Genomic DNA, 17,573 nt, shown 5'->3' with positions numbered 1-17,573 from the left:
ACAAGAGAGGAAGAAAAAAGTATGGAAAATAACTTTGATTTCGTACTCATTGCGAAATTACTCCCTACATTGCTTCAGTATTTACCAGTAACTTTTGAAATCCTAGTATTCTCCATACTTTTTGGTATGGTGATAGGGATTATGCTAGCTATACCGAAGCTTCTGCACATACCGGTATTGAAGCAAATTATCACAATTTATATATCATTTATTCGTGGCACACCCATTTTAGTGCAGTTGTTCTTAGTATTTTATGGCGTACCTGCAATCCTAAAGCTCATTCATATTGATGTTACTCGAATGGATGCCATGTATTTTGTCATTATTACGTATACACTGAGCAATGCGGCAGCCTTTGCTGAAATATTTCGTGCAGCCATATTAACTGTTGACAATGGGCAAATGGAGGCAGCCTATTCCGTAGGCTTAAATGGTCCACAAGCTTTTATGCGAATTGTTTTCCCACAAGCAATACGTGTTGCTTTCCCAAATATCGCGAACACGATGATTAGTTCACTAAAAGATACATCACTAGCCTTTTCAATTGGTGTGATGGATATGGTTGGGCGTGGAGAAACTTTGATTGCTTCCACAACACGAGCGCTAGAAATATATGTGGCATTGTCTATTGTTTACTTTGTGATAGTGATGGTTCTTGAAAAAATATTCAAATTCAATGAACGTTATTTTAATCGCTATATGCCAAAAGAAATTGCCACTCATTAGGGGGATGTGCTATGACCATTGATATCGCATTTGTGTTGGAGGCTTTACGAGAAATTAGTAAAGTAATACCGTTAACCTTATTCATGACATTTACACCTGTTTTTTTAGGCATTGTTATAGGAATAATCGTAGCCTTTGTGCGGATGAAGCAAATAAAATTTGTCACACCATTATTAAATTTATATGTATCCTTTTTCAGAGGCACACCTATTATTATGCATATCATGCTCGTTTATTTTGGGTTACCCCTTATAGTGGATGGTGTGGCAAATACTTTCCATTTAGCAATTCAATCAAGCTCAATTCCTATATTATTTTTTGTGATACTCGCGCTTACATTTAGTGCTGGGGCCTATGCCTCAGAAATTATTCGCTCAGGTATATTAAGTGTACCCAAAGGACAATTAGAAGCGGCGTATGCAATAGGTTTAACATTTACTCAAGCTATGCGACGTTATATCCTGCCGCAAGCATTTGGTAAGTCTATACCTAACTTTACAAATGTCTTTATTGGTTTTTTACATGCCACCTCATTAGCTTTTTTTCTTTCCATCAAAGAATTGACAGGAGTGGCGAACATCGTTGCTTCTGTAAACTTGAAGTTTTTAGAGGCTTTCATTGCTGTTGGTATCATTTATTGGAGTATTTCGATCATGACAGAATGGATCTCACACCTCATTGAAAAAAGAGTAACGGCCTATAGTAAGAGTGGCCTTTAGTAGAAAGGGGAAATATATATGACAGTAGCGGAAATTGTTATTGAACATTTACAAGAGGAAGATTATGCACGTTATCTTGAGGTTTTAGTAGAGAGCTATGGACAATATGAAAAAGATTATAAGGATCCAGAGCGATGGGCGTCGTATTTAAGTGATATCCGTGCCTCTGTCGGCAATCCGAACGCAGAAACTATTTTAGTCGCAAAGCGTGGCGATGAGATTTTAGGAGGATTACAATTATTTACGGATGCTGAGAAAGCTTATGGACTGCCAGAGCTTAATATTCAATCGACAATCGTTCGCTTATTGGGTGTCCATCCAAATGGAAGAGGGCAGGGGGTTGCCAAGAAATTATTGCATGAAAGTTTTGCCTTTGCCAGAAAGAGACAGGATCAGGCACTATACTTGCATTCAGGTGATATCATGCAGGCTGCTATTAATCTTTATTTATCTTTGGGCTTTGTAAGAGACGAGTCAAAGGAGTTTTATAAAGGAGATATATTAGTTAAGAGCTTTCGTTATGATCTATAAATATAAACCCGCTGACGTGGTAGACATCGGCGGGTTTCTAATGGTTATAGGGAGAAAATTTTTCCTGGATTCATAATGTTATGTGGATCAAGTGCTACCTTTATACTTTTCATGACTGTAAGGGAGGTACCGTGTTCAGTAGCTTGATATTTCATCTTACCAATCCCAACACCATGTTCACCCGTACATGTACCTCCTCGAAGTAGAGCATATTGAACAATGTGCTCGTTGAAGCGATCGGCTTTTGTTCGCTCCTCCGTATCATTCGGATTTAACATTAACAGTGCATGAAAATTACCGTCTCCTACATGACCGACAATTCCACCTGCTAGTCCAACATTATCGAGTTGTTCCCGTGCATATAAGATGGTTTCTGCAAGCATAGAGATTGGTACACAGACATCTGTTGACATAAGCTTCTTTCCAGGGTAAGAGTGGATATAGGCATATGCCAATGAATGGCGCGCTTCCCATAGTTTATTACGTCCAGCATTATCATGTTCAAATTCAACAGATAGACAATGAAAGTCTTCAAAAATTTCGCTAGCAAATGCTATATCTGCATGCATACCCGCTTCATTTCCATGGAACTCTAAAAATAGAGTCGGTTTTTCGTTAAAGGATGTGTCGTTATAAATATTGGCTTGTTTAATGGAGGCTTCATCGACCAATTCCACTCGACCAACCGAAATTCCTGCCTGTAATAATGTCGTGACGGAACTGACAGCATCGCCCACCGTATCAAATACCGCTCGCCCTGCAGTCACGAATTCAGGTATTCCGTATACTTTCAATGTAAGCTCAGTAAAGCAGCCAAGTGTACCTTCTGAGCCAACGAATAGACCGTTTAAATGATAGCCAGAAGAGGACTTCGCTGCTAAATTTCCTGTATGGATAACAGAGCCGTCTGCAAGTACTACTTCTAAATCACGAACTTGATCACGCATAACACCATAACGAACCGCAGTAGTGCCACTAGCATTTGTAGCTGCCATACCACCTAGCGTTGCATCAGCACCAGGATCCACTGTAAATTGTAATCCATGTTTTTTTAATTCTTTATTCAATTGTGAACGTGTGACGCCTGGTTGTACTTTTACAAGGAGGTCGTCAGGTCGAACTTCTAAAATAGCATTCATTTCAGAGAAATCGATTGAAATACCATGTGCAATAGGAATTGCATTTCCTTCTAAGCTTGAGCCAACACCGAATGGTACAACTGGTACACGTTGTGCATGCGCGACTTTTAAAATGCCACTGACATCAGCGGTGGAGCGGGGAAAAACAACGATATCTGGTAAGATCATCGCATGATGGGATTCATCCTTTCCGTGTAGCTGTCGTACCGTTTCGTTTGTTGACACTTGTTCTTCTGATAAAACCTGTTTGAGTTGATTGACAATTAATTCTACTGCAACAGTCATTCCAATCCCTCCAAATTTTCTGATAAGTAAAACTTTATCATGCATTTATTGGAAATGGAATGTGCTACTTATAAAAAATCAGTTTGCAAATGCTTTTTCTAATTTTTGAACGAATGCATCTTGTTCAGTGGAGCTTGATTGATTCCACCATTTTTCAAAAAATACCCCAAGCCCTGGCAGTAAATGCTCTTCACCACGGCTAATGGCATCTTCAACAATATCTTTAATTTCTGCCGCAGATTGTCCGTGTACATTGGCTGTAATCGCATCTCTAATTTGAAAATTCATCTATTTCGCCTCCTTAGTAGTAATTTGTCCAAGCTTCGTTTAAATATGTATGAAATCCCAAAGAAAATAGATCAATTTTACAAAAACATGCTGTCATTATGACTAAATACCAATAGGGATTTGATCCATTTTGCACAATGAATTGATCAAAAAGAGCATTCGCCTCAAGAAATAGTCAGTAATAAGATAATATCACCTAGGAATATCGGACTGTGCATAGTCGACAGGAAGAGACAAATGACCATTCATAACAATCGAAAGCTCTTATCTACACAATCATTCGAGGAAATATTGGAAGGTGTACAACCAATGATTACTTCAATCCTTACAAAGCTGCGAATTTATAAAGATCATGATTACTATCGTCAAGTAGCGTCCATTGCTGTTTGGAGAGCATGGCTAAAAGCGGATCCGTCAAAAGGACAGTTGTCTGCTTATATTTATTCATCAATAAAAGGAGAAATTTTAAATGAATTATTAAAGGAAAAAAACTATACAAAGCAAATTACAACAGTTGATGATGAAACACTCGATCATCTGCGAAGTGAGTTCGAGATGGAGGAAAATAATTATCCACAAAGTTCTAACTTTCTAGAATGCTTGATGTCCCAGTTGAAACAGGTAGAAAGGAGCATATTGCTTCTTTATTATGTAGAAGATTTCAGTGATCAAGAAATAGCTAATGTATTGGGTTGTTCTATTGTAGCCAGTAAAAAAAGGCGGGAGAGAATCATCAAAAAATTAAGAAATCTGGTTTTAAAGTGGAAATAAAGCTCTGAAATATCAAAAGTATGCTAATATTGAAATAAAATGAATATTAGCATACTACACTCGAATGCATACAAATTAAGATAAAAGTGTTATGATTTGTAAGTAGTCAAAGAAATGTACAATTTTACATAGATTATTCTATTTGGATAGTTTAAAATACCTAGCAATTTTTTTTACATAGTAGTATGGAGGGTTTGTTTTGGGGAAATGGTTTAATCAGATCGAAAAAAAAGAGGTTTGGTACATGGTATTACCATTATTACTGGTCATACCATTATTAATTTTTAGTAATCAAATATATGGTGTTTTTCAAGGTGAAATTTATACAAATTTAAAATTGATTATACAAGTTTTAATTATTGTGTTTACAATGGCAATTGCCATACAATCCTATTTAGTATTTTCACACTTACTTTCAAATCAAACTTTATACATAGGAAATTTGTTTTTTATTCTTGCATTACTCGAATTAGTAAGTTTATTTTATAGTCAAAACAATTCCATTGAATGGAGATTTATGGATGGTCATTTACATATATTAATACGTTTTTATTTATCACTGGGATTTTTATTTATTATTTTACACCCTAGAAAACAATTAACGATGAAACATCGGGTCCTTACTTATGGTAGCTCTCTACTTTTTGTTGTAACAAGCATTCTACTAGTGTATATTTCTCCAATATTTTTACCAGAACAATGGATAGATCATATTGATAATATGGTACACCTATTTTCTAGTGTGCTTCAACTAATTACGATTGTTATTATTAGTAGATTTTTTAAAAAAATGCCGAAGCGTTCCATGTGGCTAATCAGTGCAGCTATCTCGCTCATCGTAAGTGATACCTTTTTTATTATAAGCCAAGATACAAATGCTATTTGGGATTTCTCTGCACTAATTTATCAATTTTTAGCATTTTACTTTTTTTTAAAGGCGATTTATTATACATCTGTTGAAAAACCATTTCAACAACTGTTGAAAATTAAAAAGGATCTTGAACAATCACAACAGGAGCTTCTATTCCAAGCCTATCATGATGATATTACACTACTGCCAAATGAACATTTATTACTAAAAACATTAAAAGAAAAATTACATGAAAATAAACTGCAAAAGGCGATCATTGCCATAGAGATCGATCGTTTTGCAGCCATTCGTTCTTCTATAGGAATCAGCCATTCTAATAAAATGATGAAGCTAGTGGCAGAACGTATTCAAGCGATTTTACCACCGCATTATTTTGCCACTAAACTACGTGAGGGCCAATTTGTCATTTATATTAATCATGTTAAGACCGTTGAAGAGTTATTACAATTTTGCTTAAACCTAAAAAGTGCCATGAAAAGTCCTTTACAGGTACAATTATTTTCGCTAAATGGCAATTTAAATATGGGGATTGCTCTACATGAGGAGAAGTGGACAGGTGAAGAGCTATTGATGCATGCCCAGTTAGCGATGCGAGAGGCTAGACAAATACCTCAAAGATTTCTTTTCTATAAGTCGTACATGTCTAAAGGGATTGCAGATAGAATTCTTCTAGAGCAAGATTTACATAATGCGTTAGCTAATAACGAATTTTATTTAGATTATCAACCACAGGTGAATTTAAAAACTGGCACTATCGAATCGGTTGAAGCATTAGTGCGCTGGCGACATCCCAATCGCGGATTTGTGTCACCTGAATTATTTATTCCGATTGCTGAAGAATGTGGTCTCATTATTCCGCTTGGTAAATGGATATTAGAAACGGCCTGTCATCAAGCGAAACTATGGGAGGAACAAGGTTTACCTCCAATCAAAGTGGCGGTTAACTTATCACTTGGACAATTATTCCAACGGGATTTAGTTGAAATGGTGGATGAAATATTACAACGTACAAAATTGGATGCAAAATATCTGCAATTAGAAATTACAGAAAGTATGACAATGAATATCGATCAAATGACACAGCTACTGCATGAATTAAAGGCGCTCGGCATTCAAATAGCGGTAGATGATTTTGGAACCGGTTATTCATCTTTATCCTATTTAAAAGATTTTCCTATCGATTGTCTAAAAATTGACCGTACCTTTGTAAGAAATGTGCCACATAATCCAAATGATGAGGCACTTGTATCAATGATTATTTCGATGGCGAAGCATTTACGTTTGAAGGTTGTGGCAGAGGGCATCGAAGAGGTTGAACAGCTTTCATTTCTAATGGATGGTGGATGCGATTATATTCAAGGATATTTATTTAGTAGGCCGATCTCGCCTCAGCAAATTTCGGAAACCTTTCAAGATTTGCACCACCATGTAGACGACGTTTTAATGCAGCTTCACTATATTGAAGATTATAGTATTTAAAGCAATACAAAGAACCTGCTTAAGTAGTAATGAAGCAGGTTCTTTCTTTTTAGTGAACGAGATATTCTTCCTTTAGTTCGGATATATCCACTTCAGAACGCTCTTCTAAAGAGCGGCGTAGGTGAACGGTCGCTGTTTTCTCATCATCATGGAGTTTATCAATCCAAACGGAAACACCATTATAGCTCACTTCAAATTCTAACGGTGAGGCAACAATTTCATGTGCACGCTGAAAATCCAACTGAGGCCCCCCTTATTTTTTCTTCTTATTATTCTGATTTTGCGATACGGAATTAATCAGCTCCATGAATTCTTGAGAAAATTCCTCGCTAACCTTATTAGGTGCGATCTTCTGGTTTTTTGGTGTTTGTGGTAATGAGCCTTTATTGCTACTTTGACCTTGTTTATTGTCTCTTCCCATGTGAGTTGCTCCTTTCATATTGATATATCTTAATATGGCTTTGAAACGGATTTTTTATCATGGGAAAAAATCGGGAAAATGTAGCATATCTTTCATAATTGCGTGCACAATAAGGAAGAGCTAAGGTTTCTTAATAGAAAAATTTTCATTTAAAAGTACCCAATTTTGTGGGAATGGGAATCCTAATGCCCAGTAGCTAATTCCTCGAAGGTTGTATTGTTTGACCATGTCAAATTTAGCTTGTGCACTTCTTGCATCTTCAAACCAAACTTCATGATTTCTCCCTTGTTCATCGACATAACGATAAAATGGAGATTGTGCTGTCTGATCAAATTGGATCGTTGCGCCATACTTAATTGCTCGATTGAGCGCCTCCTGTGGACTAAATGTTTCTGCTTCTTGCCCCTTGACATGTGGTAGTAGCCAATCACGGGCATACAGCTCAAAGCCTAATAAAATTTTATCTGCAGGTATTTCTGTTAAGGCATATTCTACAACTCTTTTCATCTCGTTAATAGGAGAAATGGCTTGAGGGGGACCAAAACGATAGCCCCATTCGTATGTCATCAAAACCACAAAATCTGCTAAGCGACCGTGTGCCTCATAATCATGTGCTTCATATAATGTTCCAACTTGTGTAGCACTTGTTTTAGGTGCAAGGGCTGTTGATACGAGGTAGCCCATTGGATGAAGCATATCCGCAGCTAATTCAATAAACGCATTGTAATTTTCTCGATCAGCAGGTAAAACATTTTCGAAATCAATATTCAATACTTGATAGCCCTTCTCTTGCATCACCTGTAAAACATTATTCATTACCTTTACACGTAAGTCTTCGTTGGACAAAACAACATGTGCTAAATTAGAACCCTCTTCTGTGGAAGTAAAATTAGTGAGCGTTAACATAGGAATGATGTTTTTAGCCTGTGCAGCTGCTATCATTTTTTCATCACTTATGGGCTGCAATGTACCATCTTCCTTCATCATATAAGCAAAAGGACTAAAATAAGTAAGTAGATGACCAACAGCATTTATTGAATCAATCGCTTCTTCGGATGGTTGGTAAGAATAAGCATTTACTTCGATAATCGGTAACTTCCTAGGGATGATTAAATGGCTACCTACATAAATCATATTGGGGTTGTTGATATGATTTGCTGCCACAATAGCTTGAATGGATGTTTCATAGTATTGAGCTATCTGCCATAATGTTTCACCAGGCTGCACAATATGAATGACTGGAGGAATGACTAATTTAGTGCCTGGTGTTAACATATCGGGGTTTGTTAGATGATTGTCTGCAATGATCGCTTCTATGGGAACGCCAAATTGTTGGGCAATCGCCCATAACGTATCCCCGCTTTTCACGGTATAAGTGGTATACGGTGAAGGGATAACAAGTGATTGTCCGATCGCTAATTGATCAGGAGTAGCTAACGCATTTAATAAGGTAATAGATTGAACAGGTACCCCATAATGATTGGCAATTTGCCATAGCGTTTCTCCAGCACTTACTACATGAATAATCATAGAACACCTCCTAAAATTATATTTTATTAGTGCATCATATGATTCAAATGATGAAATAAGTATTTTTATAAGAGATATGTAAAATGCTTGAAACTTCAAATTCTTTCTAACTGTGTAGCATAGGATAAGACGTATGCTAGGTATCATGGAGAAAGGGGTTTGATGTTGAAAAAAGCGAAACTTACAGGTAGAATCGTTACTCCTGAAGATCCGAATTATGAACAAGCGAGGACAAATAATAATTTAAATAATCCAAAATATCCGAGTTTAATTGTGTTCTGTCAAAGAACGAAGGATGTGGTCAATGCTTTAAAATGGGCTAGAGAAAACAATGAACCTTTCAGAATTCGCAGTGGTCGTCATAGCTATGAAAATTTTTCGTTATTAAATAAAGGACTAGTTATTGATATAAGTGACATAAATAAGATGGCTGTTAATCTCCAAGATATGTCGGTGAGAATTGATGCTGGGGCCAATTTAGGAAAGGTATACCGGGAATTATGGGAGAATGGTGTAACGATACCTGCTGGCACAGAAAGTAGCGTTGGCGTAGTTGGCTTAACCCTTGGTGGGGGGATTGGTATGCTGTCACGACCTTTTGGGCTAACTTGTGACAATCTCCTGGAAATAGAGATGGTAATAGCAAGTGGACAGGAAGGAGCTCAAATCATTCAATCAAATAGGCAAAAGAATAATGATCTCTTTTGGGCAAGCTGTGGTGGAGGCGGAGGCAATTTCGGCATTGTCACTTCACTAACGTTCAAACTACATGCTATCAGTGATGTATCACTCTTTTCCATTACTTGGGGCTGGAACGATTTTGAGCTTGCTTTCGATACTTGGCAAAAATGGGCTCCCTATACAGATGTGCGTTTGACATCACAAATTGAGTTAAAGTCCAAAGAAGTTGGAGAAATTGTAGCACAAGGGGAATTTGTGGGATCAGTAGCCGACTTAAAGAAACTTCTACGTCCACTAAGAAAAGCCGGTTCACCAACGAATATTTGGATAAAAGAGGTGCCCTATATAAAGGCTGTAGAATTTTTTGATCAACCCAGTGGTAATCGGCCAGCCCTCCGTAAAAGTTCGGGTTCCTTTATTGAGAAACCACTGCCTTTTGAGGCAATTAAGAAAATGAAAGAATTTTTGACCAATGCACCCAATCTAAATTCGACAATTTGGCAACAATCTTTAAGAGGGGCAGTCAGTGAAGTTGCACCAAATCGCACTGCCTATTACTACCGAAATGCATTAATGGCTCAAGAATACAATACTTCTTGGAAAAAGCCAGACGAGGAAGAGGAAAATATTGAGTGGGTGGAGCACTTACGGAGAGCTTTATCACCATACACTGCTGGAGATTATGTGAATTTTCCGGATCGGTTTATTCAGGATTGGCCAACAGCCTATTATGGTCGTAATTTTAGAAGGCTGAGGGAAGTAAAAACAAAGTATGATCCATTTAATGTATTTCAATTTCCGCAAAGTATTCCACCTGTTAGAAAATGGATATAGCCCAAAAGCTGAGCAGGATGCAGAGGCATTGCTGCTCTTTCTTTTTTTGGAAAAGTAAAGTAAGTCCAACCGACAAGTTGAAATTAATCTTGATAATTACAGTGTCAGAGGTCACAATAAAACTATTACATAAATTTCTAAAAGGAGTAAGTGGGATGGAAAATATTGTTGTTCGTAATCATGTAAAAGTAATCGGACAAGGGAATCAACCGATTATTTTTGGACATGGATTTGGCTGTGATCAAAACATGTGGCGTTTTATTACGCCTGCATTTATGGACAAATATCAAATTATATTATTCGATTATGTCGGCTCCGGGAGCTCGGATAAAGGTGCCTATACATCTGAAAAATACCAAACTTTGCAGGGCTATGTGCAAGATTTATTGGATATTATTGAATCATTAAATTTACAGCAAAGTATTTTTGTAGGGCATTCTATTAGTGCCATGATTGGCATGCTTGCATCCATAAAACAACCTGAATACTTTCAAAAATTAATTATGATTGGTCCTTCTCCGTGTTATTTAAATGATGGTGAATATCAAGGTGGATTTGAGCGTAACGATATATCAGAATTATTAGACATGATGGAAATGAACTTTGCAGGTTGGGCAAGTTATATGGCCCCTATCGCGATGAGTAACCCTGAAAATCCATCATTAACGCAAGAACTCAAACAAACGTTTAAATCTGCAGATCCTGTCATTGCGAGAGAATTTGCTGAGGCAACATTTTTAACCGATCATCGAAATGATTTATCGAAGGTAACTGTCCCTACTTTAATTATACAATGCTCCGAAGACAGTATTGTACCCATTGGTGTAGGAGATTATTTACATAGACATGTTAAAGACAGTACCTTGATATTAATGGAAGCGAAAGGACATTACCCGCACATTAGTCACCCAAATGAAACCATTCAGTGCATTACGGGTTTTTTGTAGGGAAAAATGAAAGGATTATCGAAAATGGAACAACGACTTAATTATGCGCCATGTGGTTTTCTTTCCATCACACACGAAGGAGTTATTGCAGAAATCAATCAAACCTTGCTGAATTGGATAGGCTTTGAGCAGACTGATTTGCTACACAGACACCTAGAGATACTTCTATCTACACCTAACAAATTGATTTTTCATTCGTATTTTTATCCGACGATTAATTTAGAACAGCACGTAGAGGAATTATTTATTCATCTAAAACATAAAGATGGGATGTCTATACCATTTCTAATGAATGCTAGATTGTATACGGAGGATATGGTAGAACGAATTGATTGTATTTTAGTCAAGATGAAAAAGCGTATCGATTATGAACAAGAATTGCGATCGGCAAAAAAGCTATTGGAGGCAGCTTATCAAGAAAAAGACCAGGCATTAGCCAATTTGAAGCAAATTCATGTAGAAATCGAACAGCAACAAGCAAAATTGTTAGAAATGAATGCTACTTTAGTTGAATTGTCTGAGACAGATAAACTGACAGGTTTAAAAAATAGAAGATTTTTCCAAGAGAAACTTGAACAACAGTTTAACAGTTTTTATGAAACAGCTAAACCTTTTTCTTTATGTATTCTTGATATTGATCATTTTAAAAAGGTCAATGATACATTTGGTCATCAAGCGGGTGACGCTGTTCTTGTTCAATTGGCACAGCTACTAACACAACGAGCGGGTAATGAAGATATCGTCGCACGTTATGGTGGCGAAGAATTTGTCATAATCTTACCAGAAACCGAGATAGTCGCAGCAAAAGAATTAGGGGAGCAAATAAGACAAACGGTTGCGTTGGATAATTGGCCAACTGGTCAGGTGACAATAAGTATTGGAATGGCCACAGTTACATTAGAAGATACTGGGACGACATTGATAAAAAATGCTGATGATGCTTTGTATGCATCGAAAGAAAATGGTCGTAACCAAGTAACTCATTTTTGTGATATGAAATGACTGGATTCTATTGTTCAGCTAATAATTTTTGAATGGAAGGAAGATCTGCTGGAGCAAACGGAAGCTGAAGCAATTGATGACGAGACACCCACTTTGCTTCAGCATGTTCCAGTATTTCTGGCGTACCTTTGACAATAGTTGCTTGATAGGTTTCTAAGTGAACAAAAAATTGTTCGTATTCATAAAGAGTTTCGGCTACTTGATCACCCACTTGAATGATGCAGTTAAATTCCTCAAGGATTTCTCGATAAAGTGCTTGTTGGGGTGATTCGCCATGTTCAATTTTACCACCAGGGAATTCCCAATAATTAGCGAGGACCATATGGGCACTTCTTAGAGCACAAAATACTTCTTGCCGATCATTTTCAATTATTGCTCCAACTACACGTATTGTTTTTTTCATCCATGTCACCTTCTTCGTCGGAATATTTTAAAATATATATCATTATATCATGTTGGATTTGTTATTCACGCAATCAAAATTATACTTGCCCTAAGAAAATAACAGTTTTCTCACATAGCTATGTAATTTAGTATTTCCTAAGGTATAATAGTGGTCAATATATAGGAAAAAGGCGGTCAGAGGTAGCAATGAAGAGAATTGAATCTACGCAAAACGCATTGGTGAAATTTTGGAAAAAATTAGCGACAACAAGAAAAGAGCGGGAACGAACAGGTGAATTCATAGTCGAAGGTTTTCATCTTGTAGAAGAAGCATTAAAAAACAAAGATCAAGTTCTGCAAATTATTGTACGTGAAGGTATAGATTTACCAATGCTATGGCCGATTGATGGAATTGATATAGTAGAGGTAACGGCAACTGTTGCGAAGGAATTTGCGGAAACAGAAACGTCACAAGGTGTTTTTGCCATCTGTAAACAGCCTGTCTTAGAGGATGAAGTGAAGGCATCCTGGCGTAAAGTGTTATTGGTAGATGCTGTCCAAGATCCAGGAAACATCGGGACAATGATTCGTACAGCCGATGCAGCAGGATTAGACGCCGTTATTTTAGGGAAAGGTTGTGCCGATGTCTACAATCCTAAAACGTTACGAGCTGCACAAGGCTCACATTTCCATATCCCTGTGATACGTGAAGAGTTAACAGAATGTGTAGATTTTTTACAGGATCAAGGAGTTCCTGTATTTGGGACTGCATTGGATGAAGATGCTGTGCCATATAACGACATTCATCATACAGGTGCATTTGCTATTATTATGGGGAATGAAGGTAGTGGCATTCAGCCGCAGCTTTTAGCGATGACAGATCAAAATATAATCATTCCTATTTTGGGTCAGGCAGAATCTCTTAATGTTGCTGTAGCAACTGGCATTGTTTTATATGGTTTTGTGAGATAATTGACAAATAAAAGCAGGTTTCAGACAGTTACCACTTGATTTGCAAGCGTCTATTACTGTATGATTAATTCTAAAATGTAAGTTTAAATAGGAAATGCTATGACCGGGAAGTAGTAAAGATTGTGAATGGACGACAGGGAGCGTAAGGCCGGAGATTGAGAGCCAACGCCGTACCGATGCAGTTTTGAATTCAGCCCGCGAGCAGCTACCGGGACCAGCTTGATGCTGTAAAGGTAAGCCGGCTTCATCAAGTCGTTATGTCAATGAAGTGATTGTAAGGATATTTGACCTTGCAATAACTAGGGTGGTACCGCGATTATGTCCTCGTCCCTTTTTTAGGGGCGAGTTTTTTTATGCCTAAAAACAGGCGTTTACTTTCTAAGGAGGTTTTATCATGGAAGAGCAATTAAAACAATTAGAGCAAGAAGCACTTGCTAAAATTGAAGCAGCAGCAAATCTAAAAGAATTGAATGAAGTACGTGTTGCATATTTAGGGAAAAAAGGACCCATCACTGATTTATTAAAAGGGATGGGAAAATTATCAGCTGAAGAACGACCAAAAATGGGTGCTTTAGTAAATACTGTTCGTGAAAATGTAACAGCAGTATTAGAGTCAAAGGTAGCTGTTCTTGAAGCAACAGCTATTGCTGAAAAATTAGCAAGTGAGTCGATTGATGTTACATTACCTGGACGTGAAATTAAAGTTGGAAATCGTCATCCTTTGACACGTGTAATTGAAGAAATAGAAGATTTATTTATTGGAATGGGCTATGAAATTGCAGAAGGCCCTGAAGTAGAGAAGGACTACTATAACTTTGAAGCATTGAATTTACCAAAAGGACATCCTGCTCGTGACATGCAAGACTCGTTCTATATTTCCGAGGAAATATTATTACGTACCCATACTTCACCCGTACAGGCTCGCACAATGGAAGCTAAGAAAGGTGAATCCATTCGTATCATTTGTCCAGGAAAAGTATTCCGTCGTGATAATGATGATGCCACTCACTCACATCAATTTATGCAAATTGAAGGTTTAGTGATTGGCGAAAATATTCGTATGAGTGATCTAAAAGGAACTTTAGATACTTTAGCGAAAAAAATGTTTGGTGCTGAACGTGAAATTCGACTTCGTCCGAGCTTCTTCCCATTCACAGAACCATCTGTTGAAATGGATATCTCTTGCTTTAAATGTGGTGGTGCAGGATGTAACGTATGTAAGAGCACTGGTTGGATTGAAATTCTAGGCGCAGGTATGGTTCATCCAAATGTCTTAGAAATGGCTGGTTATGATCCGAAGAAAGTTTCTGGCTTCGCATTTGGTATTGGTGCAGAGCGTATTGCCATGTTGAAATATGGTGTAGACGATATTCGACATTTCTATACAAGCGACACTCGTTTCTTATCACAATTCGAGCGAACAGAGGCGTAAGGGGGATAAAACATGTTAGTATCATTAGAATGGTTAAAAGATTATGTCAATACACAGGACTTAGCACCTGAGCTATTAGCAGAAAAAATTACGCGTTCAGGTATTGAAGTAGACGCAGTAATTGATCGTGCTAACGCTATGGATAAAATTGTAGTTGGTTATGTTGTAGCGAAGGAAAAACATCCAGAAGCCGATAAATTGAATATTTGCCAAGTTGACGTTGGAGAAGAAGAGCCACAACAAATTATTTGTGGTGCTCCCAATGTAGATGCTGGTCAAAAAGTTATTGTGGCTCGCCCAGGCGCCCATTTACCAGGCGGTATTAAAATTAAAAAGGCAAAACTTCGTGGACATGAATCAAATGGTATGATTTGTTCACTACAAGAACTTGGTATTGAGGGGAAACTTGTTCCTAAAGCTTATTCTGAAGGTATCTATGTGCTTCCAGAAGATGCAGAAGTAGGAACGGACGCACTGGCTATTTTAGGCTTACGTGATACGGTGCTAGAGCTTGGCTTAACACCAAATCGATCAGATGCACTTTCTATGCTGGGTGTAGCGTATGAGGTGGGTGCCATCCTTTCAGAGGAAGTAAAGTATCCAGAAATCGCTTATCATGCTGCGAATGAAAAAGCAGAGGATTTACTAAAACTTCGAGTGGAAGATTTACAAGGGAATCCAATGTATGTAGCAAAAGTTGTGAAAAACGTAAAAATTGGTGAGTCTCCAATGTGGCTCCAAAATCGTTTAATGGCAGCAGGCGTACGCCCACACAATAACGTAGTGGACGTGACAAACTATGTGTTAATGGAATATGGTCAACCACTTCATGCGTTTGACTATGATAGCCTAGCAACTGGTGAAATCGTTGTCCGTAAAGCAACAGAGGGTGAGAAAATCACAACATTGGATGACCAAGAAAGAACATTAAAAGCATCAGACTTAGTCATCACGAATGGCAAAGAACCAGTTGCTATTGCTGGTGTAATGGGTGGTGCCAATTCTGAGGTAACAGATTCTACTACGACTGTTGTCATTGAGTCCGCTTATTTCGATGGCTTAACAGTACGTCAAACGTCTCGTCATCTAGGTCTACGATCAGATGCATCTGCCCGTTTTGAAAAAGGTGTTGATCCAAACCGTGTTTTACCTGCCGCTGAACGTGCTGCATCTTTACTTGCTGAATTAGCTGGTGGAGAAGTATTGGAAGGCACATGTCTAGTAGATGAGTTAGAAAAAACACCATCACGTGTTGTCGTTTCTCCAGATTTTATTAACGAACGTTTAGGCATGAAGATCGCATTGGAAGATATGTTATCTATTTTAGAACGCCTAAAATTCGGCGTAGAAGCTGCCAACGGTTTATTAATTATTGATGCACCAACACGTCGTCAGGATATTAAAATCGAGGAAGATATTGTGGAGGAGATTGCACGTCTTTATAGCTACGATGAAATCCCAATGACATTACCAGAAGGTGCTACACAAGTAGGTAGTTTGACACCTTACCAAGCTAATCGACGTATTGTTCGCAATTTCATGGAAGGTGCTGGTCTATATCAAGCAGTGACATATTCTTTAACATCTGATGCATTGTCACAACAATTTGCCTTGAAAGCTGAACCAGTGACTCGATTACTAATGCCGATGAGTGAGGAGCGCTCTACATTACGACAAAGCCTAATTCCACACTTAATCGAAGCGGCTGCATACAATGTTGCCCGTCAAGCTGACAGTGTAGCACTGTATGAGATTGGCTCAGTATTCCTTGGTCAATCGGATGAAGGGCAACCATTCGAGGAAGAGCATATAGCAGCAGTCCTTACAGGAAAATGGCTAGACCATACATGGCAAGGCGAGAAAAAAGCAGTAGATTTCTTTGTCTTAAAAGGCATTGTAGAAGGAGTCATTGGCAAACTTGGCCTAGGAAATCGTATTTCATTTGTAAAAACACAAGTGGATGGATTACATCCAGGCCGTACAGCCAGCATTTTATTGGATGGCGAGCAAGTTGGGATTATAGGTGGTCTACACCCAGCAGAGGAAAAAACATGGGGTGTAAAAGACACATATGTCATGGAGATGAATCTCGTTACTCTACTAATGGCAAATGCACAAGAAGCGCCACTTGCATACACACCAGTACCTCGTTTCCCAGCAATGTCTCGTGATATTGCGCTTATTATGGACCGCACAACAACTGCAGGTGAAGTGGTTAAAGCTATTGATGCAGCAGGCGTGAAATTATTGAAAGACATCCGTGTATTTGACGTTTACGAAGGAGAGAAAATGGAGCTAGGTAAAAAATCTGTTGCCTTCTCGCTCACATACTTCGACCCAGAACGTACTTTAACAGATGAAGAAGTAGTAGCTGCACACAATAAAGTACTAAAAGCAATTGCTACAATTGAAGGTACAGAAGTGCGCTAAAATTTAAGAAAAAAGACTGTCTAACTAGACAGTCTCAGACTGTAGACAAACTCAAAAAATTTGAGAGTTTGCCTACAGTCTTTTTTCTTTTACAATGAAATAAAGTAAAGCCGTTGATTTCCACTACGGGC

The 17,573-nt window shown here is 37.9% G+C and carries 17 protein-coding genes; 11 read left to right on the top strand and 6 right to left on the bottom strand.

The window, feature by feature from the left end; genetic code table 11:
- The first annotated feature begins 21 nt into the window (after positions 1–21).
- Genes AO843_RS09030 through AO843_RS09020 form a run of 3 tightly spaced genes read left to right on the top strand, consistent with a single transcriptional unit; the run spans position 22 to position 1,976 of the window.
- The gene (locus tag AO843_RS09030; RefSeq protein WP_054610795.1) at positions 22–726 is read left to right on the top strand and encodes an amino acid ABC transporter permease; all 705 of its coding nucleotides are present in this window, start codon (positions 22–24) and stop codon (positions 724–726) included.
- A gap of 11 nt (positions 727–737) precedes the next feature.
- On the top strand, positions 738–1,445 hold the full coding sequence (locus tag AO843_RS09025) for an amino acid ABC transporter permease (RefSeq protein WP_054610794.1): 708 nt from the start codon (positions 738–740) through the stop codon (positions 1,443–1,445).
- An 18-nt stretch (positions 1,446–1,463) separates the two neighbouring features.
- Positions 1,464–1,976, top strand: a complete 513-nt coding sequence (locus AO843_RS09020; protein WP_054610793.1) for a GNAT family N-acetyltransferase — start codon at positions 1,464–1,466, stop codon at positions 1,974–1,976.
- A 44-nt stretch (positions 1,977–2,020) separates the two neighbouring features.
- On the opposite strand, the gene AO843_RS09015 is transcribed toward AO843_RS09020, so the two are convergent.
- A complete protein-coding gene (locus tag AO843_RS09015; RefSeq protein ID WP_054610792.1) occupies positions 2,021–3,400 on the bottom strand; it encodes an FAD-binding oxidoreductase in 1,380 nt (459 codons plus the stop codon).
- A 78-nt stretch (positions 3,401–3,478) separates the two neighbouring features.
- The gene (sspI, locus tag AO843_RS09010; RefSeq protein WP_054610791.1) at positions 3,479–3,688 is read right to left on the bottom strand and encodes a small acid-soluble spore protein SspI; all 210 of its coding nucleotides are present in this window, start codon (positions 3,686–3,688) and stop codon (positions 3,479–3,481) included.
- Positions 3,689–3,925: 237 nt separating this feature from the next.
- Between sspI and AO843_RS09005 the strand changes: the two genes are divergently transcribed.
- Complete coding sequence (locus tag AO843_RS09005; protein WP_054610790.1) at positions 3,926–4,459, top strand: RNA polymerase sigma factor; 534 nt, start codon at positions 3,926–3,928, stop codon at positions 4,457–4,459.
- Positions 4,460–4,658: 199 nt separating this feature from the next.
- Positions 4,659–6,809, top strand: a complete 2,151-nt coding sequence (locus tag AO843_RS09000; protein ID WP_231630108.1) for a putative bifunctional diguanylate cyclase/phosphodiesterase — start codon at positions 4,659–4,661, stop codon at positions 6,807–6,809.
- A gap of 49 nt (positions 6,810–6,858) precedes the next feature.
- Here the strand turns inward: AO843_RS09000 and AO843_RS08995 are convergent, their stop codons facing one another.
- The 3 genes from AO843_RS08995 to AO843_RS08990 all read right to left on the bottom strand — a co-directional run bounded on the left by AO843_RS08995 (position 6,859) and on the right by AO843_RS08990 (position 8,760).
- Positions 6,859–7,050 (bottom strand): H-type small acid-soluble spore protein, encoded by a 192-nt coding sequence (locus tag AO843_RS08995; RefSeq protein WP_054610789.1) that lies wholly within the window; start codon positions 7,048–7,050, stop codon positions 6,859–6,861.
- Positions 7,051–7,062: 12 nt separating this feature from the next.
- Positions 7,063–7,230, bottom strand: coding sequence for a YfhD family protein (locus tag AO843_RS24525; RefSeq protein ID WP_156313953.1), 168 nt, complete (start codon positions 7,228–7,230; stop codon positions 7,063–7,065).
- A gap of 120 nt (positions 7,231–7,350) precedes the next feature.
- Complete coding sequence (locus tag AO843_RS08990; RefSeq protein ID WP_054610788.1) at positions 7,351–8,760, bottom strand: LysM peptidoglycan-binding domain-containing protein; 1,410 nt, start codon at positions 8,758–8,760, stop codon at positions 7,351–7,353.
- Positions 8,761–8,925: 165 nt separating this feature from the next.
- Between AO843_RS08990 and AO843_RS08985 the strand changes: the two genes are divergently transcribed.
- The 3 genes from AO843_RS08985 to AO843_RS08975 all read left to right on the top strand — a co-directional run bounded on the left by AO843_RS08985 (position 8,926) and on the right by AO843_RS08975 (position 12,224).
- Entirely contained in the window at positions 8,926–10,275 is a 1,350-nt protein-coding gene (locus tag AO843_RS08985; RefSeq protein WP_054610922.1) for an FAD-binding oxidoreductase, read from the top strand.
- A 155-nt stretch (positions 10,276–10,430) separates the two neighbouring features.
- Positions 10,431–11,222: an alpha/beta fold hydrolase gene (locus AO843_RS08980; protein ID WP_054610787.1), complete on the top strand. Its 792-nt coding sequence runs from the start codon at positions 10,431–10,433 to the stop codon at positions 11,220–11,222.
- Positions 11,223–11,246: 24 nt separating this feature from the next.
- Positions 11,247–12,224 carry a sensor domain-containing diguanylate cyclase gene (locus tag AO843_RS08975; protein ID WP_054610786.1) on the top strand — a complete coding sequence of 326 codons (978 nt, stop codon included), beginning with the start codon at positions 11,247–11,249 and terminating at the stop codon, positions 12,222–12,224.
- A 7-nt stretch (positions 12,225–12,231) separates the two neighbouring features.
- On the opposite strand, the gene AO843_RS08970 is transcribed toward AO843_RS08975, so the two are convergent.
- Positions 12,232–12,627, bottom strand: coding sequence for a (deoxy)nucleoside triphosphate pyrophosphohydrolase (locus AO843_RS08970; RefSeq protein ID WP_054610785.1), 396 nt, complete (start codon positions 12,625–12,627; stop codon positions 12,232–12,234).
- Positions 12,628–12,815: 188 nt separating this feature from the next.
- On the opposite strand from AO843_RS08970, the gene AO843_RS08965 reads away from it, so the two are divergent.
- The 3 genes from AO843_RS08965 (at position 12,816) to pheT (ending at position 17,442) form a co-directional block, all read left to right on the top strand.
- A complete protein-coding gene (locus tag AO843_RS08965; protein ID WP_054610784.1) occupies positions 12,816–13,580 on the top strand; it encodes a TrmH family RNA methyltransferase in 765 nt (254 codons plus the stop codon).
- A 394-nt stretch (positions 13,581–13,974) separates the two neighbouring features.
- Positions 13,975–15,012, top strand: coding sequence for a phenylalanine--tRNA ligase subunit alpha (pheS, locus tag AO843_RS08960; RefSeq protein WP_054610783.1), 1,038 nt, complete (start codon positions 13,975–13,977; stop codon positions 15,010–15,012).
- A 12-nt stretch (positions 15,013–15,024) separates the two neighbouring features.
- Positions 15,025–17,442 (top strand): phenylalanine--tRNA ligase subunit beta, encoded by a 2,418-nt coding sequence (gene pheT, locus AO843_RS08955; RefSeq protein ID WP_054610782.1) that lies wholly within the window; start codon positions 15,025–15,027, stop codon positions 17,440–17,442.
- Positions 17,443–17,573 lie beyond the last annotated feature (131 nt).

This window comes from Lysinibacillus sp. ZYM-1, from assembly GCF_001308875.1.
Classification (GTDB): Bacteria; Bacillota; Bacilli; order Bacillales_A; family Planococcaceae; genus Lysinibacillus.
This window is presented reverse-complemented; position numbering and strand designations above follow the sequence as displayed.

Bases quoted from the DNA above. Each gene is read 5' to 3' on its own strand.
- pheS (WP_054610783.1), top strand. From the start codon at position 13,975: ATGGAAGAGCAATTAAAACAATTAGAGCAAGAAGCACTTGCTAAAATT.
- AO843_RS24525 (WP_156313953.1), bottom strand. From the start codon at position 7,230: ATGGGAAGAGACAATAAACAAGGTCAAAGTAGCAATAAAGGCTCATTA.
- AO843_RS09030 (WP_054610795.1), top strand. From the start codon at position 22: ATGGAAAATAACTTTGATTTCGTACTCATTGCGAAATTACTCCCTACA.
- AO843_RS08975 (WP_054610786.1), top strand. From the start codon at position 11,247: ATGGAACAACGACTTAATTATGCGCCATGTGGTTTTCTTTCCATCACA.
- AO843_RS09015 (WP_054610792.1), bottom strand. From the start codon at position 3,400: ATGACTGTTGCAGTAGAATTAATTGTCAATCAACTCAAACAGGTTTTA.
- AO843_RS08990 (WP_054610788.1), bottom strand. From the start codon at position 8,760: ATGATTATTCATGTAGTAAGTGCTGGAGAAACGCTATGGCAAATTGCC.
- AO843_RS08970 (WP_054610785.1), bottom strand. From the start codon at position 12,627: ATGAAAAAAACAATACGTGTAGTTGGAGCAATAATTGAAAATGATCGG.
- AO843_RS08980 (WP_054610787.1), top strand. From the start codon at position 10,431: ATGGAAAATATTGTTGTTCGTAATCATGTAAAAGTAATCGGACAAGGG.
- pheT (WP_054610782.1), top strand. From the start codon at position 15,025: ATGTTAGTATCATTAGAATGGTTAAAAGATTATGTCAATACACAGGAC.
- AO843_RS09025 (WP_054610794.1), top strand. From the start codon at position 738: ATGACCATTGATATCGCATTTGTGTTGGAGGCTTTACGAGAAATTAGT.
- sspI (WP_054610791.1), bottom strand. From the start codon at position 3,688: ATGAATTTTCAAATTAGAGATGCGATTACAGCCAATGTACACGGACAA.
- AO843_RS08965 (WP_054610784.1), top strand. From the start codon at position 12,816: ATGAAGAGAATTGAATCTACGCAAAACGCATTGGTGAAATTTTGGAAA.
- AO843_RS09005 (WP_054610790.1), top strand. From the start codon at position 3,926: ATGACCATTCATAACAATCGAAAGCTCTTATCTACACAATCATTCGAG.
- AO843_RS09020 (WP_054610793.1), top strand. From the start codon at position 1,464: ATGACAGTAGCGGAAATTGTTATTGAACATTTACAAGAGGAAGATTAT.